Raw genomic sequence first — 21,975 nt, 5'->3', positions numbered from 1 at the left:
TTGTTAATCATCGATTTGAAGATAATTTAGAGGGAGCTAAAGGTGCTGAAAGTTACTCCTTATTTGGAGTTAGATGAAGAGGCTAAGCAATTAGTCGATCATGCCAATAATAAAACCATCACACTGACAGTCTCTGAGTCTGCGGTTTTACATCAACTGATTTTGGCGCTCAGTGCGGTTTGCTCTAAAGAAGATCTGCTGGCGGCAGGTTGGCCCGATCGCGTCGTTGCGGCTACATCACTAACTCAATGTGTTAGTACGCTAAGAAAGAAGCTCGAACCCTACCCAGAAGTCATGTTGCGCACCATAGCCGGTCGCGGTTATCAGCTTAACGTTTCTACTCGCTCCCACATTAAAATGCTTGCGGTTAACGATGCCGAATCGGTACGTGCCGCGCTGGTGGATGTGTCGTTACTGGTCAAACTTAGCGGCATTATTATTGCGACCTTAATCGGTTTATCTTTTTGGTATTTCAGCGACTACCACGGCGTAGTCAAAGCGAAAAATAGCTGGGATGCCAATAAACACATTCCGATTAACATTGGTGGTACCAAACAAGATATTCAACTGATCCATAAAGATGATGTTAGCCATTTGCATGCCTCTATGTGGCAAAAGCATTTAGCGCCAGAATCTAACCATTTAGCTAATTTGAATAAGTTTAATGGTTTTGCGGTGACAGACGGTAACTATTACTCGATGGCGGTTTGTCCTGAAGCGGATAAACAAAAATGTTCCGGGAATGGCTTAATCAATATCACAGCCATTGATTTAACGCCTGCGGGTTTGAATATGCAAACCTTCACCGATTTAACCCGCAGAATGGAACAACGCATTCGTTATAACCGGGTGATCATTCCTCATGATGAGCCGGGTACCAGTGGCTTTATCGAGCATCATTACCATGCCGATGTTTATTATCCGGTTAAAGACAATATGCTGGTGCGCTCTGATATCAGTTTGTCGTTAATTTATGATGGTGAGAACACTGGTAAGTTTTACTCTGCTGCGTGTGTGACCGATGAAGAGTGTGAAACCACGCCAATCAAATACAAGATCAAGGGTGACTTTACCCAGTATCAGGAAAAGATAGATGATCTTGATGTGGATGTATTCCACGTTAAAGTGTTGCAAAAAGAGCTAATGAAGCCTGAGCAAGTGAGCTCGTCGGCGATGCACTTTTATCGCGAGATTCGTAAACATGAAATTATTGATAGCGACCTGTACTTTTATCGCATATACAAAGATGCTGATACTGCAGTTTGGATTGTACCTATCTTAGGTAATCTAGTGGCTTGGTATGAGTACGATAAGGTTAAGCTTTAATAAGTGCAGGCTAAAGCTAACATGTCATTATAGGTCGGCATTTATGCCGTCAAACTCGGTTAAAGCAAAAGTGAATAAGCAGCAAAGGTGCTGCTTTGGCTTTTGCTGTTCCTAGCAGGGCGTAGCTCGTTCTTGCAGCGAAGCGCTCTAGGAACTAGGTACTTCTTTTCAAAAATTCTTTTCTTCCCCAGCATCCGCAACTGTTTTTGTTAGTTAGATCACAATTAAATACTGATCATCATGCATGATCGAAACGTTTCGATTAGTCTTGCCTCGTGTTATCGAAACGTTTCGATAGCTCGTTCTATAAATTTTAGCTCTGTAATGTTTTAGCTCAAGGTTTTCTGTTAATGGGCAAGTTACAGGGCATGACGTCAATACTTTGGGTCTTTAGATGAATAAGCACGCTTTAATCAATGCTGATATGAACTACCTTGCGGCAACGTTGGGTCATACCGATGAAGTTACTATTTGTGACGCTGGTTTACCGATCCCTGCAGAGGTTAAGCGTATTGATTTAGCCCTGACTCATGGCGTACCTAGCTTTATTGCAACAGTGAAAGTGTGGCTAGCATCGTCGCAAATTGAAGGCGTTATAGTGGCAGAGGAGTTCGCTAAGGTGAGCCCTGAATGCCATCAAGCATTGCTGGCAGAAATTGATGCCGAGCAGCAAGCAACCGGTCGCACATTCAGTATTGAGTACATCTCTCATGAAGCGTTTAAACAGCGTACTCATAACAGCCGCGCGGTGATCCGCACAGGCGAATGTACGCCTTACGCCAACGTTATTTTTAAAACCGGTGTTGTATTTTAAGCGTCGCGGAGTCTGTTATGACCGAAGCTATTTTGCAGTTACAAGCCATTGAAAAAGCTTTCCCCGGGGTTAAAGCCCTAGATAAAGCTAGCCTGAATGTTTATCCCGGCCAAGTAATGGCACTCATGGGAGAAAACGGTGCAGGTAAGTCAACCTTAATGAAGGTGCTTACCGGTATTTACTCATTAGATGCAGGACGGATTGTTTACCAAGGTGAAACGCGCAGCTTTAACGGCCCTCGTGATTCGCAAGCTGCTGGTATTAGTATTATTCATCAGGAGCTTAACTTACTGCCTGAGCTGACCATCGCAGAGAATATCTTTTTAGGTCGTGAAATGACCTCACGCTTTGGGCGCATTTTATGGGATGAAATGAATGCAAAGGCGGCGGCACTGCTTAACCGTCTTAAAATTTCCCACGCGCCTACAACTTTGGTTGGCAGTTTGAGTTTAGGCGAGCAGCAAATGGTAGAAATCGCCAAGGCTATCTCGTTTGACTCAAAAGTTATCATTATGGATGAGCCAACAGACGCGTTAACGGATGTTGAAACTCAGTCACTGTTTAGTGTTATCAATGAGCTGCGCGATCAAGGCTGCGGCATTGTTTATATCTCTCATCGCATGCAAGAGATCTTTACCATTTGTGATGCGGTTACAGTATTGCGTGACGGCAGCTTTGTTGACGAGTGCATGGTCAGCGAGATTGATGAAGATCAGCTGATTGAGCGCATGGTTGGCCGTAAACTGGCAGACCAATACCCGCGTATAGCCATTACCCACAAAGGTTGCCGCTTGGCGGTGAATAACCTATCGGGTCCGGGGGTTGATGACGTTAGCTTTAACCTCAATCAAGGTGAGATTTTAGGCTTCTCTGGGCTTATGGGCGCAGGGCGTACCGAGCTGATGAAAATTATCTTTGGCGCAGCAGCAAAAGCTCAAGGGCAAGTTGAGCTAAATGGTCAAAGCGTCAATCTTAATAATCCTCAGCAAGCACTCGCAGCAGGTATTGCTTATATCTCTGAAGATCGCAAAGGCGATGGTTTATTGCTGGAGCTGTCAGTTAAAGAAAACATGTCTATTAGCGCGCTTGCTAAGTTAAGTCGCGGTGTGCAACTGCGCCATAACGATGAAGTAAGCGAAGTTGAAAAGTTCATCGAAGCTTTCAATATCAAAACCCCGAGCCGTGATGCGCGCATTGGTAACTTGTCTGGTGGTAACCAGCAAAAGGTGGCCATTGCCAAAGGGTTAATGACCTTGCCACAAGTACTTATTCTTGATGAGCCGACTCGCGGTGTCGATGTGGGCGCAAAGAAAGAGATTTACGACCTAATCAACCGTTTTAAAGCTCAAGGTATGAGCATTATTTTGGTGTCATCAGATATGCCTGAATTGCTTGGCATGTCAGACCGTATTTTAGTTATGCATCAAGGCCAAATCAGTGGCGAGTTTGATGCGCTAGAGGCAGATCAAGAAACCATTCTTGCCTGCGCCGTTGGTAAAACATTACACAAGGATATTGCATGAGCCAGTCAATTACAGCGCAGCCATTTTATAAGCGCATCAATAAAGCGTGGTTGATTGAGAACAAGTCTCTCATCGCCTTGTTTAGCCTTATTTTTGTGGTGTCTTTGCTGAGCCCAAACTTTTTAACGGTCGATAACTTACTTAATATTTTGCGTCAGACATCCATCAACGCCATTATCGCCGTGGGTATGACGATTGTCATTTTAACCGCGGGCATCGACTTAAGCGTTGGTTCTGTTTTAGCGTTAAGCGGCGCAATTGTAGCGACTTTAATCGGTATGGATGTGCCGGTTGTGGTGGCTTTGCCGGTAGCGTTAATTGCTGGTGCTGCGCTTGGCTCGATCAGCGGTATTATCGTGGCCAAAGGCAAGGTGCAGGCATTTATTGCCACGTTAGTGACCATGACACTGCTGCGCGGCGTGACGATGGTGTATACCGACGGCCGCCCGGTAGCAACCGGTTTTAGTGACACCGCAGACAGCTTTACTTGGCTAGGTACAGGCTATGTGCTGGGGATTCCTGTGCCAGTATGGTTAATGGCAATGGTGTTTATTGGCGCTTGGTATCTGCTTAATCACACTCGTTTTGGCCGTTACATTTACGCGGTCGGTGGTAATGAATCAGCGGCGCGTTTATCGGGTATTGCAGTAGACAAAGTGAAGATTGCTGCTTATGCCATTTGTGGCTCAATGGCAGCGCTAGCTGGCATTATCGTTACTGCGCGTTTGTCATCGGCGCAGCCAACAGCGGGTATGGGCTACGAGCTAGACGCCATTGCGGCGGTAGTGCTTGGCGGCACCAGTTTGATGGGCGGTAAAGGCCGGATTGTCGGCACCTTAATTGGCGCTCTGATTATTGGCTTTTTGAATAACGCGTTAAACCTGCTGGATGTGTCGTCGTATTACCAGATGATTGCTAAAGCGAGCGTGATTTTGCTAGCAGTGTTAATCGACACCAAACAAAAAGCATAACTCGATATAGGCAGTACGCGTAGCGTGCTGCCTTGTTGTATTTCCCGAATTGAAAAGGTTTACCATGAAGCGACTTGCTAATTTTAAAGCCTCTGCTCTGTTATCGGTGGCCCTGCTGTTTGCCTGTGCGCCTTTTAGCGCTAGCGCACAAGATGCAATTGCAATTGTGTTATCGACAATGAATAACCCGTTCTTTGTGACCATGAAAGATGGCGCAGAAGCCAAAGCCAAAGAGCTGGGTTATAAGTTGATTGCACTGGACTCGCAAAACGATCCAAGCAAAGAGCTAGCTAATGTTGAAGACTTAACCATGCGCGGCGTTAAGGCCATTTTGATTAATCCAACCGACGCCCTAGCGGTCACCAATGCCATTCGCACAGCTAACCGGGCTAACATTCCGGTACTGACGCTCGATAGAACCGCCGAGCATGGCGACATTGTTAGCCATATAGCCTCAGACAACATTGCTGGTGGTGAGCTTGCTGGGGAGTTTATTGCCAAAACACTTGGCGCAAATGCCAAAGTGATTCAGCTTGAGGGCATTGCTGGTACTTCTGCTGCCCGCGAACGTGGCACTGGTTTTATTAACGCGGTTAACGCCGAAAACTTAGAGATGCTGTCGAGCCAGCCAGCGGATTTTGACCGTTCAAAGGGCTTAAACGTCATGGAAAACATGCTGTCCGCTAATGGCGATGTGCAAGCTGTGTTTGCCCAAAACGATGAAATGGCGTTAGGCGCACTGCGTGCAATTGAAGCCTCTGGCAAGCAAGTCATGGTGGTTGGTTTTGATGGTACCGATGAAGGCATTGCTGCAGTAAGACGTAAACAGCTTGCAGCAACCATAGCGCAGCAACCTGAGTTACTCGGCGCTACTGGAATTGTTATCGCGGATAAGATTTTAAAAGGCCAAGTGGTTGAAAAATCGATACCTGTGGCGTTAAAAATCATTACTCAAACACAGTAATGTAAGCCGCATTTTGTCACACTAGTATTTGGCGCCAGTAGAGATAATATCTAGGCGCATTTTCCTCTGAGGCCAACCACAAGCTAAGTTGGCTGCGAGTCAGAGAACATCAAGGAATATGTAAATGTCTCAGTTAATTGTTTTAGGCAGTGTTAATGCCGACCATGTATTACAAGTGCCTTCTTTTCCACGTCCAGGTGAAACTTTGCATGGGCGTAATTACCAAATTATCCCTGGCGGCAAAGGTGCTAACCAAGCGGTTGCGGCTGCACGCTTAAATGCAGATATTGGTTTTATTGCCTGTGTGGGTGATGATGGTTTTGGGCAAAGCATTCGTGGCACGTTTGCGGACGATGGCATGGATATTTCTGCGGTGCACATGGTTGAAAATACTCCAACGGGTATTGCGATGATCCAAGTAAGCGATTGCGGCGAAAACAGCATTTGTATTGCTGCAGCAGCCAACGATGCACTAACAGCTGATATTGTTAACCAACATAGTGCGCAAATTGCAGCGGCCAAATATTTATTGATGCAGCTAGAAACACCACTTGCGGGTATTGAGCAGGCTGCAAGTATAGCTAAAGCAAATGGCACCCAAGTGATTTTAAATCCAGCACCTGCGCGTGCTTTACCTGATGCGTTGTTGGCAATGGTTGATATAATCACCCCTAACGAAACTGAAGCCGAAGTATTAACCGGCGTTGCAATTACCGATGAAGCCAGCGCGGCAGAAGCTGCGACGATTTTACATGCTAAAGGCATCGCAACTGTGATGATTACTTTAGGCTCGAAGGGCGTTTACTTAAGCCAGCAAGAGATGGGTAAAATTATCCCGGGCTTTAAAGTAAAAGCCACCGATACAACGGCTGCAGGTGATACCTTTAATGGCGCGCTTGTGACAGGGTTACTTGAAGGCCAACCAATTGACAATGCGATTGTATTTGCCCATGGCGCTGCAGCGATTTCAGTTACCCGTTTTGGCGCACAAACCTCTATTCCTACTCGAGCTGAAGTCGAGCAGTTTTTAGCGGCGCAGTAATTAATATAACTGACAAGACAGGAAATTAGCCCACATGGCCACCATGAAAGATGTTGCCAAACTTGCAAGCGTATCCACTTCTACAGTGAGCCATGTAATGAATGGCACCCGCTTTGTAAGTGATGATATTGCTAAGCGGGTGCAAGATGCCGCTCTGCAATTGAATTATCATGGCCCGTCAGCGGTGGCGCGTAGCCTAAAACAAAACTGCACTAAAACTATCGGCATGTTGGTCACCACATCTACCAACCCATTTTATGCTGAAGTGGTGCGCAGTGTTGAGCAAGCCTGTTACCAACAAGGTTACAACCTAATTCTGTGTAATACTGAAGGTGATGCCCAGCGATTGAAGCGCTCGTTAACGACCTTAATTGAGCGCCGCGTTGATGGCTTAATCATGATGTGCGCCATGCTCGAAGGTGAGGATGCATTGCTGTATCGCCGCTTAGGTGGCTTACCTGTGGTAGTGATGGATTGGGGCCAAGTGGATTTTTCTTGTGACAAAATTCAAGGTCATTCGCGTCAAGGCGGCATTCTTGCAACCCAATACCTGATTGATAACGGCCACACAGAAATTGGTTGTATTACCGGCCCGCGTAATCGCCAGCAGGCCGATTTACGCTATCAAGGTTTTGTTGATGCGATGAATGCTGCTAACTTACCGATAAACCCTGCTTGGGTGATTGAAGGTAACTTTGAAACCGAGGGTGGTAAGGCGGCATTTGCTCGGTTGCAAGCCAAAGGCGAGTTACCGAGCGCACTGTTTGTGTGTAACGACATGATGGCGATTGGTGTGCTGCATGAAGCCCAGCGCACTGGCGTGCAAATTCCACAGCAGCTATCGGTCATTGGTTACGACAATATCCAGCTGGCTAAATTTATGACACCCGCGCTTACCAGTATTCATCAGTCAAAAGCGCGCTTAGGTGCTGCGGCGGTGAATGCGCTTATTGCGCGTTTACATGATCCAAGCTTACCACCGCAGTTTATGGACATTGAGCCAAGGGTGACAGAGCGCGCCAGTGTGAGTAGAAAATAAACCAATAAAAAAGGCGAGTGGATTATGCATCCTCTCGCCTTTGCTGATTTTACGCTCTGCGTAATCTTACTTAATAAATGCGAAGGCATCACCGTAGAGGTGTTCTTCTTCAACGCCCATAGTGCGGAACACTTCACGCGCTGCACCAACCATATCAAAACGACCAGCAATATAGATGTCGTAACCGTTTAGGCTATCGAAGTCGTTTTTGATCTGCTCTAGCAGGTTAGCTTCTTTGCCTTTCCAGTCTGCAGTGGCTTCTTCAATCACAGGAATAAAGTTCAACCATGGGTGAGCGTCATGCCATTCACGGGCAATTGTTTCGTAATACATGGCATCTTGGTTGCGACAACCCCAGTAAAGGGTGGTTTCAATCTCTTGGCCAAGGGCAATTTTCTGCTCAACGATGCTCTTGATATAAGAGAAACCAGTACCGCCAGCAATCAGTAGGCGAGGGCGCTGGCTGTCAGCACGCAGGTGAGCGTCACCGCCTGGTACTTCAATCTCAATGCTGCTACCTGTGGTTAGGCATTCTTTTAAACGCTCAACCACCTGCATTGGGTAGCTTTCGCTAACGGCTGCACCGATATGTAGCTCAATATGCTCAGCATCTGGTGCTGAAGCGATAGAGAATGGGCGTTTGTCTTTTTCACCCATTACTACGCAAAGATATTGTCCCGCTTTAAAGTCAAACGGTTTACTCGGTTTTAAGATAACCTGAAATACCGCGTTATTAAACGGCGCTACTTTTTCAATTGTACAGCTAATGGTGTTCATCTTTGTTCCTTGATGAGCCCCTCTTTGGAGGCTTATTAAGTCTAAGTTTATCTGCCTACTAAAGGGCTGTAGGCAATATAATGATTAACTAATGCAAAGTACATTATTGTTATAGGGTTGGCGCATCGTCAATGCCAAGTTCATCCCAAATAGCATCAACTTTTTGCTTAACGGCTTCATCCATAACAATAGGTGTGCCCCATTCGCGGTCGGTTTCACCTTCCCACTTGTTGGTGGCATCCATCCCCATTTTTGACCCTAGACCTGCCACTGGTGAGGCAAAGTCGAGATAGTCGATTGGGGTGTTTTCTATCATTACCGTGTCACGCTTAGGATCCATGCGAGTGGTAATAGCCCAAATCACATCGTTCCAATCGCGGCAATTAACGTCTTCGTCGACCACCACAATAAACTTGGTATACATAAACTGGCGTAAGAACGACCAAGCACCCATCATCACCCGTTTAGCATGTCCTGGATATTGTTTACGGATCGAAATAACCGCCATACGGTACGAGCAGCCTTCAGGCGGCAGGTAAAAATCGATGATCTCTGGATATTGCTTACGCAAAATTGGCACGAAGACTTCGTTCAGTGCCACACCTAACATAGCTGGCTCATCAGGTGGACGGCCGGTATAGGTGCTATGGTAAATGGCATCTTTTCTGTGAGTAATGTGAGTCACAGTAAACACTGGGAATGAATCGGTTTCGTTGTAGTAACCTGTGTGATCGCCATAAGGGCCTTCTTCAGCCATCTCGTCTGGGTCGATATAACCTTCTAAGATGATTTCGCTGGTTGCAGGCACTTCTAAGTCACAGCTCAGTGCTTTACATACTTCGGTGCGCTCACCTCTGAGTAGACCAGCAAAAGCATATTCGCTCATGGCATCTGGCACTGGAGTTACTGCACCTAAAATAGTCACAGGATCTGCACCTAGAGCTACGACTACTGGGTAGCGCTCGCCTGGATGCTTCTCTTTGAAATCTTTAAAGTCTAACGCGCCGCCGCGATGGTCAAGCCAACGCATAATCAACTTGTCTTTACCGAGTAATTGCTGGCGGTAAATACCCAAGTTTTGACGTTTTTGGCGTGGACCTTTAGTGATGGTTAAGCCCCAAGTTACCAGCGGTGCAACATCACCCGGCCAGCAATGCTGGATTGGTAGCTTAGTTAAATCGACATCTTCGCCGGTTTTAACCACTTCTTGGCAAGGAGGATTACGTACAGTTTTAGGGGGCATGTTTAAGGCTTGCTTAAACATAGGAATTTTTGAAATAGCGTCTTTAAAACCACGTGGTGGCTCTGGCTCTTTTAGAAACGCTAGTAGTTCACCTACATCGCGCAGTGCCAGTGGATCTTCTTTACCCAATGCCATGGCTACCCGTTTTGGGGTTCCAAAAAGGTTAGCCAATACCGCCATGTCGTTGCCGACTGGATTTTCGAATAACAGAGCTGGACCTTTGGCGCGTAATACGCGATCAGCAATCTCTGTCATTTCCAAATGAGGATCAACGGGATGACTAATACGCTTAAGCTCACCATTGGTTTCTAAGTGGTCTATAAAGCTGCGCAAATCCTTAAAACTCATAGGGGAATTCTCATCGCTATAAACTGTGATATGGCGCGCACTATAGCATCATTCGAACGTGCGTTAAACGCTTGTTCATCAAAGCGTGGCATCAATATATTTCAGGTTTTACTGAAGCTATTGTCTTTATTGCTAAGGGGTTAGCGACTGACATTGGTTTACGGCTTATTTGAGCGTAAACTGAACTATATGATTCTACATTTGTTGGCGTGAAACAACATTGGAGGATAGCGATGCAAAGTTTTAAATTAAGCGGCTATGTTACGGCGTTTACAGGCTTATTATTGTTGGTGCCTGCAGCGGCAAATACAGCGCCTATAGCGGCGGTGTCATCGTCGCTAATTCTCAGTAACGTCAGTGTTGGCCTTGGCTGGAGTAATCACAACTACCGTGACCCGTGGCGCTGGAATGTTGGCGTATCTAACGGTTGGTATGGTTACCCCTATGGCAGTCGTTATTATCGTCCTGGCTGGCGACCCGGTTATAACTGGGGAGTTGGTTCACGTTGGCGTTATCCTTATGGCTACGACAAGCGTTATTACTCACCTTACCGGTACGAGAGACCAGTATATAAAGCACCTGAACCGAAAGTGATTGCGCCGCCTGAACGAGTGACAACTAGCGTGAGTTACTCCTCTGGTTTAAATCGTCTGCCAGACAACGCGCGGGTTATTCAACGTGATGGTCGCACCATCTATGAGTGGCAAGGTGTTGAGTATGTGTTTGATTGGCAAACGAGTACTTATCAGAAGATTAATTAACGGGTTTTATTTAGCGCTGTAAACTTGTTACCCTAAAAAATTAAGTCCTAAGTAAGGGGCTACTATAAAGGGCTAACGCAAGCGATAAGGGAATGCCATGGACTGGATGCAATTTACAATAGCGTTAATCGACAAGCTGATCTGGCCGTTGGTATTGGTGTTTGCGGTAATGAATTTAAAGCGCCCTTTATCAAAGCTGATCCCTTTGGCTAAAAAACTGAAGTTTAAAGACTTAGAGGTCGAATTTGGCCAAGGGTTGAAGGCGGTGACCGAGCAAGCAGAAGGGGTGTTTCCTGAGTTAAAAACCGATAAGAAATCCTTACTGATAGCTTCTGCCAATAACTTGCCCAATTCAGCGGTGTTAGAAACATGGGAGCAAGTGGATTTAGCGGCTGAGCGACTGATTAAACTGCATTGCGACAATATCACTTTAGATAAAAACACCCGTTACAAACATATTGAAAATATCTTGATAAGCGAAGCTTTGATTAATACCAAACAAGGCAAGTTGTTTAGCGAGTTACGTCAGTTACGTAATCGGGTTGCCCATGCGGTTAACTATGAGGTGGGCAAGGCTGAGGCGATTCAATATATTGAGTTATGTTTTAAGCTTATCGAACATTTAAACAGCTTAACCCCAGCGGGCGCTCATGCGTGTAATGCTGGAGTGGAAAGTATTGCTAGCTAGTCTTTGCAGCCAGCAGAAACCGTTAACAGTAAAAAGCCCAATCATTGATTGGGCTTTTTGTTAGTGTTCTCTTAGTTCTTTGAAGTTAGAGCTTTATTAAGTAGCTGTTTACAATAAGCCTTAGGCTTTGCTTTTGAGGTACATATCGTAGCGCTGAATCATAAAACCTAGGTTTTGAAACTTTTTATTGAAGGTCATACCAAGCTTTTTGAGTACATTGATTGATGCGTGGTTGCGGTCAACTACGTCGCCGACAATATAGTCGAGATCCATATGGGCTTTAGCGTATTCAATGCAGGCTTGATTCGCTTCAGTAGCAAAACCTTGGCCCCAATATTCAGGCGCAAAACGGTAGCCAATATCGGTTTCATCGATACGGTAATCGTTTTTAAAGCCGCAAAAACCTATAACACAGTTGGTTTCTTTTAGGACTACTGCCCAGCGCGCGTAGCCAAATTGCAAATACTCATTAAGCCAAATATCGCGAATAATTCGTTCGGCATCGGCAAGGGACTTAACTACGCCGGCATCGCCTGTGTATAGGTTTACTCTTTCGTCAGCATTAAAATCATATACAGCTTGTACGTCATCGAGATTAAACTCTCTGATAATAAGCCTTGGTGTTTCGGTGATGATTTTGCTCATACTCTTCTTTCTCTCTCCTTTGGCACCAATCGCTATTACCACACGATTTCTGTTATTGGGTTGTCTGTTTCACCAATAATCGTTTTAACCACTCTATTATCAGCATCTAACAAGATCAATCGTGGGATCCCTGCATTAGCAAATTGCGAGTAGATACTGCGATCTTCATCAGCGACTAAGGCAAAATTGAGTTCGTATTCAGCAGCAAAGGTATTAAGGGCGGCTACGGATTCTTCACGGCCAATACCAATAATGTCGATATTGGGACTTAGGTGGATATTGGAGTTTACTAAGTGTTTCATCGTGCGTTGTGAGTCGTGACACCAGGTTGCAAACAAGATGAGTAGCTTATTGTTGTTTGATTGAGCTAAATCAATATGCTTGCCTTGAGTGTCGACAAACTGACTAACTGGCACATTATCGCCAGCTTTGACATAGGTCAGATATTCGGGCTGTTTGGCGCTATTAGCGCAGCCGCTTATGGCAATAATAAGCAGGCTTAATATCAGGGATGGAAAGGTTTTCATTGCGGTCCTTTTTTATTATAAAGCTAGAAAAACAAGCGACTAGCTAAGCTTTTGTATCAGGCGAAATGGTAAAATCAGTTTTATCTAAACTATCTTGTAACCTATCAAAACTGTCTGTAAATGCATAATGAGAGTATGTAACTAAGTTTTAAGCAAAACGTTTGGTGTCTATTTATTAACAATTAAACGAATATGTTTGTTGACAGCAGAACAAGGACATCCTATCGTGGAGTCTCATCTAACTTGCTGTTATATAAGTATTTGATTAACAGAATCGATTAAGGAAAGTCACGTGTTATTAACACCCGTTCAGGCTTACTACTATCTATAGCCACAATGGCGTAGATAGAGGTTTTTCACTCCCCCTCATGTTTTAAATCACTCCATTGTGGCAATTCCATTTTTCGGAAATCGGCCACTTATCAATGCCTGTTCCGAAGCCTTTTTAATTAATTTGGAACACCATAAATGAACAAAAGTAAAATTTTCGGCAGCATGCTTATTATTGCTGGTACCACTATTGGTGCTGGAATGTTGGCATTACCTCTTGCGGCATCGGGTTTAGGTTTTGGCATGGCCACTTTGGTTATGTTATTGATTTGGTCGTTGATGACGTACACCGCCCTACTGATGATTGAAGTTCATCAGCACGCACCAGAAGATGCCACCTTACATACCTTGGCGCATAAGTTACTAGGGCGCAAAGGCCAAGTCGTTGCTAGCTTTTCGATGATGTTTCTGTTTTACGCGCTGTGTTCGGCTTACATTGCCGGAGGGGGCGAGCAGATCAATAGTAAATTAACCAATTGGTTTGATTTGCAATTGCCGATGCAAGCGGGAGCGATAATCTTTACCTTATTAATCGGTACTGTTGTGGCGATTGGTACGCGCTCAGTGGATATGATTAACCGTAGCTTATTCACCTTAAAGCTGATCGCGCTGGTGGTTATGCTGTTCTTATTGTTGCCTCATGTGTCGGTTGAAAACCTAGTCGCATTACCTGTGCATCAAGGGCTGGTATTGGCATCTTTGCCGGTTATTTTTACCTCGTTTGGCTTTCACGGCTCTATTCCATCAATCGTGCGTTACTTAGGTAGAGACACTAAGGCGCTGCGTTGGATTATTGTTGTAGGTTCATCTTTGCCACTTATGGTGTATGTACTGTGGATGCTAGCCAGTCAGGGGGTGTTGTCGCAGCCAGACTTAATGGCGAGTCAAAGCTTAAATGGCTTTATCGATTCACTAAGCCGCCTGTTACATAATCCTATGATTGCCAATGCAGTTTCTGTATTTGCTGATCTTGCGTTGGCGACATCATTTTTAGGGGTTAGCTTAGGTTTATACGACTTTATTGCTGACTTGCTGAAACGCGGCTCAACGCCTAGCCACAGAATTCAGGTTGGCTTAGTCACCTTTATGCCACCACTAGGCTTTGCATTGTTCTACCCACAAGGCTTTATCACAGCTTTAGGATACGCAGCATTTGCATTGGTTATTTTGGCTATTTTCTTGCCAGTTGCTATGGTCAGCGCCCAGCGTAAGCAGCTGGGAATAGAGGGTTACCAAGTAAAAGGCGGTAAGCTTGGCTTAACGGTAGCGACTTTAGCCGGTGTGCTGATTATTAGTGTGCAATTACTGCAGATGTTTAACCTGCTGCCTGCGGTAGGTTAAGGTTAGCCGGATATTTGGGGCTAATTAAAGGGCTGACGGGCTCTGAAATGAGTTACAGCTCTTTAGTTATTAGGCTGAATGAAAACTGGGGAGCTCAGAGATATTAGCGACATAGTGGTAATGAATAGCTTGAAATTGACTGAAAAATAGCTAAAACAGCATTATTTTCAATGTTTGGTCTGTTTTTTAGTCATTTGAATCAAAATGCTCTTTACATTACCGCGGACTCCCCCTATTATCTGCGGCGTTCGGAGGGATGGCAGAGTGGTCGAATGCACCGGTCTTGAAAACCGGCATGGGTTTATAGCCCATCTAGGGTTCAAATCCCTATCCCTCCGCCACATTTAGATGAGGCCCCAGCAGAAATGCTGGGGCCTTTTCGCATTCTGGAAGTAGCACTTTTTCGTATATCCCAAAAAAGCTGATTAGAACCCCAGGTTCCTATTGTTTAGAACCGGCTACCCCAGCGCCATATTTAGAAAAGCCTGCTATTTATAGCGGGCTTTTTGCTATCTGCGATTTATAAAGTTGAACCCTAGGGTTCCTATTGCTTAGAGCCTGCTATCCCAGCGCCACATTTAGAGAAAGGGCTTCCATTCTTGTAATAAAGAGCGGAAGCCCTTTTTCGTATCTGTAATCAAATGGGTTTATAGTGCAGATATATAGTGTTCAAGCCTCTAGCCCACAGCGCCACATTTAGATGAGGCCCCAGCAGAAATGCTGGGGCCTTTTCGCATTTAGGAAGTTCCACTTTGAACCCTAGGATTCCTATCGTTTAGACTCTTTACTAAGAATTGGCTACCCCTGCGCCACATTTAGAGAAAGGGTTTCCATTCTTGTAATAAAGAGCGGAAGCCCTTTTTTGTATCTATAATCCAATGGGTTCATAGCGCAGTTATATAGGGTTCAAACTTTCCCTCTATGCAACATACAGAAGAGCCAGCTATTTATAGCGGGTTTTATTTTGGTGTTCTGAGGTGCAAAACTGAAGTTTAACCTTAGAGCTACAGATTAGAACTACAGGTTAAAATGGGCTTTCAAAGCTCGGTTTGGCCGTAATTACAGCAACTAGGCACTAAAAATAACGCTTCTCGCTGCGTTTTTGTGCAAACAAGCATTTTTAGTAAAATTAGGCTTTACAATCGAGCCGAACGCCCCTATTATTTGCGGCGTTCGGAGGGATGGCAGAGTGGTCGAATGCACCGGTCTTGAAAACCGGCATGGGTTTATAGCCCATCTAGGGTTCAAATCCCTATCCCTCCGCCACATTTAGAAAAGCCCGCTATTTATAGCGGGCTTTTTGCTATCTGCGATTTATAAAGTTGAACCCTAGGGTTCCCATTGTTTAAAGTCAGCTATCCCTCCACCATATTCAAGATGAAGGGCTACTCGAAAGAGTAGCCCTTTTTCGTATTTAAGAAGTTGTGCTTTGAACTCTTAGCCTTCTATTACCGCTAGACTTGCTATTAACTACTGTCTATTTTGATATTACGGTTGAAATTTACACAAACAAAAAGTGTTTCTAATTAAGTTTGAAGATTTCTCTTTTTAATCGAGGTTTTATTGGTGAATTCTCATCAGCGGGCGAGAATTTTTGATTTTCTTGAGATATCACACAGGATCAATAAAGTCTTGTATTCATTAACTATCAAATACTGATATAAACCATTCCACAATATAAGCTGCGGGCATGCCTAGCGCACCTTAAGCAGCAGCTACCTCAATTCTTTGTATACCCTGGAGCACCAAAATGAGCTGCGATATGACTCTTGATAGTTTTCTTTCGACCGTTGCTGAGCGTAACCCTAACCAGCCTGAGTTTTTACAAGCGGTAAAAGAAGTACTGACTTCTATTTGGCCTTTCGTTGCTGCGCGTCCAGAATACTTAAATGCCGGCATTTTAGAGCGTCTAGTTGAGCCTGAGCGTCTAATTCAATTTCGTGTTTCTTGGGTAGATGATAGCGGTAAGGTACAAGTTAACCGCGCTTTCCGTATCCAGCACAACTCATCTATTGGCCCATTTAAAGGTGGTATGCGTTTCCATCCGTCAGTTAACCAGTCGGTACTAAAGTTTTTAGCGTTTGAGCAAACATTCAAAAATGCATTGACGACTTTGCCAATGGGCGGCGGTAAAGGCGGTAGTGACTTTGATCCTAAAGGTAAGAGCGAAGGCGAAGTGATGCGCTTCTGCCAAGCATTGATGTTAGAGCTTCACCGTCATTTAGGTGCGGATACTGACGTCCCTGCAGGCGATATTGGTGTTGGTGCTCGTGAAGTCGGCTATATGACAGGCATGATGAAGAAGCTAACTAATAGTGCTGAATGTGTGTTTACAGGTAAAGGGCTAACATTCGGTGGCAGTTTGATCCGCCCTGAAGCCACTGGTTATGGTTTGCTATATTTCGTTGAAGCCATGCTAAAAGCTAAAGGTGAAAGCTTAGAAGGTAAAACGGTTACAGTTTCTGGCTCGGGTAACGTGGCGCAGTACGCAATTGAAAAAGCGATGGAGATGGGCGGTAAAGTGATTACTGCATCTGATTCAAGTGGCGTGGTATTTGATCCTGAGGGCTTTACGCCGGAGAAACTCGCTAAGCTGATGGAAGTTAAAAATGAACGTCGCGGCCGTGTTGCTGATTACGCCCATGAAATGGGTCTAGAGTATGTGACTGGCGGTACGCCTTGGCAGTTTGCTACTGATGTGGCGTTACCTTGTGCGACTCAAAATGAGTTAGATGCAGAACATGCTGCAATGCTAATTGAAAATGGCGTGCAGATTGTTGCTGAGGGTGCCAACATGCCAAGTACTGCTGAAGCCATCATGTTAATGCATGAGGCTAAAGTATTGTTTGCACCTGGTAAAGCTGCCAATGCGGGTGGTGTAGCAACATCTGGTTTAGAGATGAGCCAAAACGCCTTGCGTTTAAGCTGGAGTCGTGAAGAAGTTGATATGCGCTTGCGCGACATCATGTACTCAATCCACGCGACATGTGAGCAGTATGGTCGTGAAGATAGCCACATTAACTACGAGCTAGGCGCTAACGTAGCTGGCTTTGTTAAAGTCGCTGATGCGATGAAAGCACAAGGCGTTTACTAGTCTTTAGTGATACAAAAAGGGCCTTAAGGCCCTTTTTTGTTTCTAGAATATAAGATCTAGCTACAGGCTTTAAGCCGACTTAGAAGGTAAACGAGGTTTGAATTACCGCGCCTAATTCATTATCGCTGGCGTAGCTTGCTGACAGGTCAATATGGAAGGTATCGAAAGGAGATAGCCCAAGACCTGCAGTAAATTGATCTGCTAGGTTGTCAGATAAATCAGTTTGATAACCTGCACGTAATTGCGCCCAGTCAAATGCGTTAAACTCTACACCAATTCCGGCCATCTGTTTGTTATCTGATTTTGCATCTACCGCGTTTAAAGTGCCATCTATAGACTCATAGCCTTTGGTTTCATTAAGTTCGACATCAAGGCCTAAAGTAAATAGTCTATGGTTATAGCTCGCGCTAGCAATATAGCTCGGGTTAATAACGTATTCACCATGGATACCTTTAGTGATTGAGGTTTGGTAGCTATTTTCAATCAAGTTTTTACCAACTAAGCCAAAAGCGAAGCCGTTGTTCATGTGGTAAGCAAAACCTAGGTCTAGGTTAACGTTGCTTTCCTCAGTTTGGTACTTGTCATCATCCCAATCATCAAATTCATAATTTTCGATATCAGAGACATAGTTAATTGTGGTTACTTGTTGGTATTTGGGAGTGATACCATAGTAAAAAGTACCGTGGCTATGTTGATATGATTTAGCAAGGCTGACACCCATTTCGGCGATAACCACACCCATGGTAAGTGCTTGAGAAGTTAAAGCGCCATTTTCGATTAACTTGTTTGCATCTAAATCATCTTCAGCAATATCAGCAAAAATAAAAGCATCTGCGTAAGCTTTGATAAACATGTTTACTGAAACGTAATCATTTGGAATTGCAACCGCTAAGCTGACATTTGCCTGCACGTTTGCTCGATTGCTTTGTAACTCTTCTAAAGCATCAATGACAATTTGTGCATCTTGCTCTGTTGGATTTGTAATTGCTGAGAATTGATCATAAATATCAGAGAAGTTATCGGTTTTATCAATGATCTCTTCACTATCATCAATTTGAGCGCCAACTGATGGGAAAAGAACACCAATATCATCTTCTTCGTCGTATCTGGCACTTAGCGCTGGGTTATGAAATGCAGCAGTTAAATAATCTGCCGTTGAAGCGCCGATCCCCCCCATGGCAAATGAGCGTGCATCAAACGATTGCACAGCGGCATAAGAGTTTGCAGAGACCAATGTAGCAATTAGGGTTGGGAGTAACAGATGTTTACGTGCCATATCAAATCCTTGAATTTATTATTTTGATTTTTGAAACGGCAGGAAAATAGCACTATATGACAATAATGAACATGACATTGTTCAAAAAACAGCATTTAACAAGATAACGGATTGCTCTATTATCTTGTTAATTAATAAACATTTTTAATTGTTAGTTAGCGATACTAAGCACTATCTTTCCAACATGTTGCTTTTGTGCAAATGTCTCTTGAGCAGTAGCGATTTCATGTAATGGAAAAGATTGAGCAACTAAAGGTTTTATCTGGCCTTGCTCAATGCGTTTAACCAGATTACCAAATACCTCAGGTTGCAATACTGTGCAGCCAAAGAAACTTAGATCTTTAAGATAAAGTGTACGAATATCCAGTTCAACCAAGGCGCCACCAATTGCCCCAGATACCGCATAACGACCACCGGGGCGTAACACTTCTAAAAACACAGGCCACTTTTCACCGGCAACTAAATCGATAACCACATCGACACTGTTATGCCCTAGAGACTGAATCAAGTCATCGTTGCGGGTAACCGCTTGATCAGCTCCTAAATCTAATATTTGTTGGCGTTTGCTTTCACTGGTAATAGCGATAACGTTTGCACCGCGGGCCTTAGCTAACTGAATCGCCGCAGATCCGACCCCGCCAGATGCCCCCGAAATCAGTACTGTATCTTGCTCGCCGACATTCGCTTTAGTCAGCATGTTTTCAGCTGTTGAATATGAACAAGGAAAAGAGGCCAGTTCAATATTTGAAAGTGAAGATTGAATTGCATAGGCATGCCTTGCATCAACACGAGTATATTGCGCAAAGCCACCATCACATTCAGAACCCAAATACCAAGCAGGCTTTTTTACTTCGCCTTCGGCATAACTAAGGCAAGGCTCGACTAATACTCGCTCACCAATGCGTTTTGAACTGACATTAGCACCAACCGCGACAATCTCACCGCACACGTCGGCACCTTGAATGCGAGGGAGTGCAAGCGCATTGCCAGACCAGCCTGCATCATCACTATCGTTATCGCCTTTGGAATACCAGCCTGTTCGGGTATTAATGTCAGTATTATTAACGCCAGCAGCAAATACGCGAATTAACACGTCATTATCTAGAACGGTGGGGACCGGAGCATCTTGGGTATATTGTAAATTATCCGGGCCGCCATGGCCGTTGAGTAAAACTGCAAGCATATGTGTAGGGAGCGAGTTCATGATTTATCTCTATAGGGGTTAATTTAAGAGGGCTCGTACTGCGGTGTTGGCAGCGATAACCGATTCTTGTCCAAGCACAGGCCAGCTACTGGAGATCCCTTCGTGGAGAACATAAAGGGCTGTTGCTAGTTCAGCTCGATTACTGTGTTGACCTAAAAACTCCTGCACATCTTGCTTATGAGTATTGACCGCATCTTGGATCTGTTGATTCTCAGGAAACGCGGCTAATGCTTGCATCGACATGCAACCGTTTGGTGCGGTATGAGTCATCCAGTATTGTAATTTTTCGAAGATATGAATAATGGCATCTGCACCTGGAGCTGGAATGTTAGTCATCAATATGCTCAGGTAACGTTGGTGGCGATTTTCCAAAGCGCCAATAATCATCGCCTCTTTTGACGGATAGTATTTATAAAGGGTACGTAAGCTAACGCCACTGGCTTTTTGTAGCTGAGCGACACTCGACTCAGCGAAGCCGTATAGGCCAAACTCAGTTTCCAGCTTTGCTGCGATTTTATCTTTTAGTGAAGTTTGATTGGTCATAGTTGTCTAGGTAGAGCACTTGTTCTACCAATAAGGTAGAGCGAACACTCTACCTTTGTCAATTGAATTACACTTAGTGCGCATGAGTTACAGTGATATACACAGTGATAGCTATTAGAGATTGAAAAGCATCACAGGCCTATTCCCAACTTGACGTCATTTACCTAATATCATTGTGTATCGGCTTAGTGAGCTGTTAGAGGAAGTGGTTATATGAAAACAATTGGCATGTTAGGTGGAATGAGCTGGGAGTCTACAGCGAGTTATTACAAAGCACTCAATCAAGGGGTGAAATCTAAGCTCGGCGGACTGCATTCGGCAAAGGTGCACTTATATAGTGTCGATTTTGCTGAGATAGAAGCATTACAGCATAAAGGTGAATGGCATCAAACCGCCGAGATTTTAAGTTCAGCAGCTAAATCGGTTGAAGCCGCTGGTGCAGACTTTCTACTTATATGCACTAATACCATGCATAAGGTCGCAGATGACATACAGGCTAGTATCAATATTCCAATCCTGCATATAGCCGATGCGACAGCAAGTCAGCTTATCGCTGACGGTGTGCAAAAGGTTGGTTTGTTAGGAACCGCCTTTACTATGGAGCAGGACTTTTATAAAGGTCGCTTAAAGGATAAGTTTGCCATTGATGTGCTGGTACCTGCTAAGCAAGATCGCGACATAGTGCATCGCATTATCTATGATGAACTATGCCGCGGTGTGATCTCACCTGCTTCTCGTGAGCAATATTTAGCGATTATTGCAGCATTAGCAGAGCAGGGAGCGGAAGCTGTGATTCTAGGTTGTACAGAAATAGCATTGCTAGTTCAGCAGCAAGATACCCATGTACCTTTATATGACACTACCGAGATACACGCCGCGAAAGCAGTTGAGCTAGCTTTAATGGATAGGTAATTAAAGAGGGCTCCCCATCTAGAGTGCCTTCACTTAATAGTGTATCGATGACTAATCCCATATTGTAGCGGCTAAGATGCTATCGTTGCACCGAGCCTCAGTAGAGAGTTAGGGGCAGTTAAAGCACTCTAGATATTGTTTATAGAGCATGCTTGAGCATAAATATGCCGCTAAGTGGTCATAATTAAGTTTCCCTCACATGCTTTAGTTACCTAACGCGGTAATTAACACAGAGGCATGAAAGTCGATATGCTTGGTTCTATTGGCCTCTAGCGCATGTTTTTTATACTTACAAAGGCATTGTTGTGTATAACTCTGTGGGTATTTGGTGAGTATGGTGTGCTTAAAAAAGCTTTTTCAAAAAAGCGTAATTTTCTTTAAAAAAGCGCTTGCGCTCTTTTAAAATCTCCCTATAATGCGACCCCACTGACACGGCGAAGCAGGCCACCTACCAAGCGTTAAGCGAGATAGAATGGGACTTGCAGCAGAGTTAGAGAGATTAACTTCTACGGAATTTAGCCTCTGGTGACAAGCGGTTTAAGAGCTTCAAGTAGCGACTTCTGATTAAGAAATCAACGCTTGAAAAACTTCTTAAAATAAACGCTTG

General features: G+C 44.5%; 19 protein-coding genes and 2 tRNA genes. 14 read left to right on the top strand and 7 right to left on the bottom strand.

The features are described from left to right. Nucleotides 1–42 precede the first annotated feature (42 nt). The 7 genes from MSG37_RS14440 to MSG37_RS14410 all read left to right on the top strand — a co-directional run bounded on the left by MSG37_RS14440 (nucleotide 43) and on the right by MSG37_RS14410 (nucleotide 7,679). Nucleotides 43–1,326 carry a winged helix-turn-helix domain-containing protein gene (locus tag MSG37_RS14440; RefSeq protein WP_248471356.1) on the top strand — a complete coding sequence of 428 codons (1,284 nt, stop codon included), beginning with the start codon at nucleotides 43–45 and terminating at the stop codon, nucleotides 1,324–1,326. Nucleotides 1,327–1,720: 394 nt separating this feature from the next. Beyond that, nucleotides 1,721–2,140 carry a D-ribose pyranase gene (gene rbsD / locus MSG37_RS14435; RefSeq protein ID WP_248471355.1) on the top strand — a complete coding sequence of 140 codons (420 nt, stop codon included), beginning with the start codon at nucleotides 1,721–1,723 and terminating at the stop codon, nucleotides 2,138–2,140. Between the two features lie 17 nt (nucleotides 2,141–2,157). Beyond that, entirely contained in the window at nucleotides 2,158–3,663 is a 1,506-nt protein-coding gene (rbsA, locus tag MSG37_RS14430; protein WP_248471354.1) for a ribose ABC transporter ATP-binding protein RbsA, read from the top strand. Continuing rightward, on the top strand, nucleotides 3,660–4,634 hold the full coding sequence (gene rbsC, locus MSG37_RS14425) for a ribose ABC transporter permease (protein ID WP_248471353.1): 975 nt from the start codon (nucleotides 3,660–3,662) through the stop codon (nucleotides 4,632–4,634). Before rbsA ends, rbsC begins: the two co-directional genes overlap by 4 nt. Before the next feature lie 64 nt (nucleotides 4,635–4,698). Continuing rightward, entirely contained in the window at nucleotides 4,699–5,598 is a 900-nt protein-coding gene (gene rbsB, locus MSG37_RS14420; RefSeq protein WP_248471352.1) for a ribose ABC transporter substrate-binding protein RbsB, read from the top strand. Between the two features lie 124 nt (nucleotides 5,599–5,722). Further along, nucleotides 5,723–6,640 carry a ribokinase gene (gene rbsK, locus MSG37_RS14415; protein WP_248471351.1) on the top strand — a complete coding sequence of 306 codons (918 nt, stop codon included), beginning with the start codon at nucleotides 5,723–5,725 and terminating at the stop codon, nucleotides 6,638–6,640. Nucleotides 6,641–6,674: 34 nt separating this feature from the next. Next, on the top strand, nucleotides 6,675–7,679 hold the full coding sequence (locus MSG37_RS14410; RefSeq protein ID WP_248471350.1) for a substrate-binding domain-containing protein: 1,005 nt from the start codon (nucleotides 6,675–6,677) through the stop codon (nucleotides 7,677–7,679). 66 nt (nucleotides 7,680–7,745) lie between these two features. Here MSG37_RS14410 and fre read toward each other — a convergent pair whose 3' ends face one another. Both fre and ubiD read right to left on the bottom strand, forming a co-directional pair. Next, nucleotides 7,746–8,456: an NAD(P)H-flavin reductase gene (gene fre, locus MSG37_RS14405; protein WP_248471349.1), complete on the bottom strand. Its 711-nt coding sequence runs from the start codon at nucleotides 8,454–8,456 to the stop codon at nucleotides 7,746–7,748. Nucleotides 8,457–8,565: 109 nt separating this feature from the next. After that, a complete protein-coding gene (ubiD, locus tag MSG37_RS14400; RefSeq protein ID WP_248471348.1) occupies nucleotides 8,566–10,047 on the bottom strand; it encodes a 4-hydroxy-3-polyprenylbenzoate decarboxylase in 1,482 nt (493 codons plus the stop codon). 233 nt (nucleotides 10,048–10,280) lie between these two features. Between ubiD and MSG37_RS14395 the strand changes: the two genes are divergently transcribed. Both MSG37_RS14395 and MSG37_RS14390 read left to right on the top strand, forming a co-directional pair. Continuing rightward, the gene (locus MSG37_RS14395) at nucleotides 10,281–10,808 is read left to right on the top strand and encodes a hypothetical protein (protein ID WP_248471347.1); all 528 of its coding nucleotides are present in this window, start codon (nucleotides 10,281–10,283) and stop codon (nucleotides 10,806–10,808) included. Between the two features lie 97 nt (nucleotides 10,809–10,905). Continuing rightward, the gene (locus MSG37_RS14390; RefSeq protein WP_248471346.1) at nucleotides 10,906–11,496 is read left to right on the top strand and encodes a hypothetical protein; all 591 of its coding nucleotides are present in this window, start codon (nucleotides 10,906–10,908) and stop codon (nucleotides 11,494–11,496) included. A 120-nt stretch (nucleotides 11,497–11,616) separates the two neighbouring features. On the opposite strand, the gene MSG37_RS14385 is transcribed toward MSG37_RS14390, so the two are convergent. Continuing rightward, nucleotides 11,617–12,141: a GNAT family N-acetyltransferase gene (locus tag MSG37_RS14385; RefSeq protein ID WP_248471345.1), complete on the bottom strand. Its 525-nt coding sequence runs from the start codon at nucleotides 12,139–12,141 to the stop codon at nucleotides 11,617–11,619. A gap of 35 nt (nucleotides 12,142–12,176) precedes the next feature. Continuing rightward, nucleotides 12,177–12,668: a TlpA disulfide reductase family protein gene (locus MSG37_RS14380; RefSeq protein WP_248471344.1), complete on the bottom strand. Its 492-nt coding sequence runs from the start codon at nucleotides 12,666–12,668 to the stop codon at nucleotides 12,177–12,179. A gap of 468 nt (nucleotides 12,669–13,136) precedes the next feature. On the opposite strand from MSG37_RS14380, the gene tyrP reads away from it, so the two are divergent. The 4 genes from tyrP (at nucleotide 13,137) to gdhA (ending at nucleotide 17,433) form a co-directional block, all read left to right on the top strand. Beyond that, nucleotides 13,137–14,339, top strand: coding sequence for a tyrosine transporter TyrP (tyrP, locus tag MSG37_RS14375; RefSeq protein WP_248471343.1), 1,203 nt, complete (start codon nucleotides 13,137–13,139; stop codon nucleotides 14,337–14,339). 250 nt (nucleotides 14,340–14,589) lie between these two features. After that, nucleotides 14,590–14,680: transfer RNA gene (locus MSG37_RS14370), tRNA-Ser, on the top strand. Between the two features lie 834 nt (nucleotides 14,681–15,514). Continuing rightward, nucleotides 15,515–15,605, top strand: a tRNA-Ser gene (locus MSG37_RS14365). A 484-nt stretch (nucleotides 15,606–16,089) separates the two neighbouring features. Next, entirely contained in the window at nucleotides 16,090–17,433 is a 1,344-nt protein-coding gene (gdhA, locus tag MSG37_RS14360) for an NADP-specific glutamate dehydrogenase (protein WP_348984462.1), read from the top strand. 79 nt (nucleotides 17,434–17,512) lie between these two features. Here gdhA and traF read toward each other — a convergent pair whose 3' ends face one another. The 3 genes from traF to MSG37_RS14345 all read right to left on the bottom strand — a co-directional run bounded on the left by traF (nucleotide 17,513) and on the right by MSG37_RS14345 (nucleotide 20,456). Next, complete coding sequence (traF, locus tag MSG37_RS14355) at nucleotides 17,513–18,709, bottom strand: conjugal transfer protein TraF (protein WP_248471342.1); 1,197 nt, start codon at nucleotides 18,707–18,709, stop codon at nucleotides 17,513–17,515. Between the two features lie 151 nt (nucleotides 18,710–18,860). Next, complete coding sequence (locus MSG37_RS14350) at nucleotides 18,861–19,913, bottom strand: alcohol dehydrogenase family protein (RefSeq protein WP_248471341.1); 1,053 nt, start codon at nucleotides 19,911–19,913, stop codon at nucleotides 18,861–18,863. An 18-nt stretch (nucleotides 19,914–19,931) separates the two neighbouring features. Beyond that, nucleotides 19,932–20,456, bottom strand: coding sequence for a TetR/AcrR family transcriptional regulator (locus MSG37_RS14345; RefSeq protein ID WP_248471340.1), 525 nt, complete (start codon nucleotides 20,454–20,456; stop codon nucleotides 19,932–19,934). 213 nt (nucleotides 20,457–20,669) lie between these two features. On the opposite strand from MSG37_RS14345, the gene MSG37_RS14340 reads away from it, so the two are divergent. Next, complete coding sequence (locus tag MSG37_RS14340) at nucleotides 20,670–21,368, top strand: aspartate/glutamate racemase family protein (RefSeq protein WP_248471339.1); 699 nt, start codon at nucleotides 20,670–20,672, stop codon at nucleotides 21,366–21,368. Nucleotides 21,369–21,975: the final 607 nt, after the last annotated feature.

The organism is Shewanella sp. 1CM18E, assembly GCF_023161665.1.
Classification (GTDB): Bacteria; Pseudomonadota; Gammaproteobacteria; order Enterobacterales; family Shewanellaceae; genus Shewanella.
Note: the sequence above shows the minus strand (reverse complement) of the source record. Positions and strands in the feature narration are given on the sequence as shown.

Bases quoted from the DNA above. Each gene is read 5' to 3' on its own strand.
- rbsD (WP_248471355.1), top strand. From the start codon at position 1,721: ATGAATAAGCACGCTTTAATCAATGCTGATATGAACTACCTTGCGGCA.
- rbsA (WP_248471354.1), top strand. From the start codon at position 2,158: ATGACCGAAGCTATTTTGCAGTTACAAGCCATTGAAAAAGCTTTCCCC.
- rbsC (WP_248471353.1), top strand. From the start codon at position 3,660: ATGAGCCAGTCAATTACAGCGCAGCCATTTTATAAGCGCATCAATAAA.
- rbsB (WP_248471352.1), top strand. From the start codon at position 4,699: ATGAAGCGACTTGCTAATTTTAAAGCCTCTGCTCTGTTATCGGTGGCC.
- rbsK (WP_248471351.1), top strand. From the start codon at position 5,723: ATGTCTCAGTTAATTGTTTTAGGCAGTGTTAATGCCGACCATGTATTA.
- MSG37_RS14410 (WP_248471350.1), top strand. From the start codon at position 6,675: ATGGCCACCATGAAAGATGTTGCCAAACTTGCAAGCGTATCCACTTCT.
- fre (WP_248471349.1), bottom strand. From the start codon at position 8,456: ATGAACACCATTAGCTGTACAATTGAAAAAGTAGCGCCGTTTAATAAC.
- ubiD (WP_248471348.1), bottom strand. From the start codon at position 10,047: ATGAGTTTTAAGGATTTGCGCAGCTTTATAGACCACTTAGAAACCAAT.
- MSG37_RS14395 (WP_248471347.1), top strand. From the start codon at position 10,281: ATGCAAAGTTTTAAATTAAGCGGCTATGTTACGGCGTTTACAGGCTTA.
- MSG37_RS14390 (WP_248471346.1), top strand. From the start codon at position 10,906: ATGGACTGGATGCAATTTACAATAGCGTTAATCGACAAGCTGATCTGG.
- MSG37_RS14385 (WP_248471345.1), bottom strand. From the start codon at position 12,141: ATGAGCAAAATCATCACCGAAACACCAAGGCTTATTATCAGAGAGTTT.
- MSG37_RS14380 (WP_248471344.1), bottom strand. From the start codon at position 12,668: ATGAAAACCTTTCCATCCCTGATATTAAGCCTGCTTATTATTGCCATA.
- tyrP (WP_248471343.1), top strand. From the start codon at position 13,137: ATGAACAAAAGTAAAATTTTCGGCAGCATGCTTATTATTGCTGGTACC.
- gdhA (WP_348984462.1), top strand. From the start codon at position 16,090: ATGAGCTGCGATATGACTCTTGATAGTTTTCTTTCGACCGTTGCTGAG.
- traF (WP_248471342.1), bottom strand. From the start codon at position 18,709: ATGGCACGTAAACATCTGTTACTCCCAACCCTAATTGCTACATTGGTC.
- MSG37_RS14350 (WP_248471341.1), bottom strand. From the start codon at position 19,913: ATGAACTCGCTCCCTACACATATGCTTGCAGTTTTACTCAACGGCCAT.
- MSG37_RS14345 (WP_248471340.1), bottom strand. From the start codon at position 20,456: ATGACCAATCAAACTTCACTAAAAGATAAAATCGCAGCAAAGCTGGAA.
- MSG37_RS14340 (WP_248471339.1), top strand. From the start codon at position 20,670: ATGAAAACAATTGGCATGTTAGGTGGAATGAGCTGGGAGTCTACAGCG.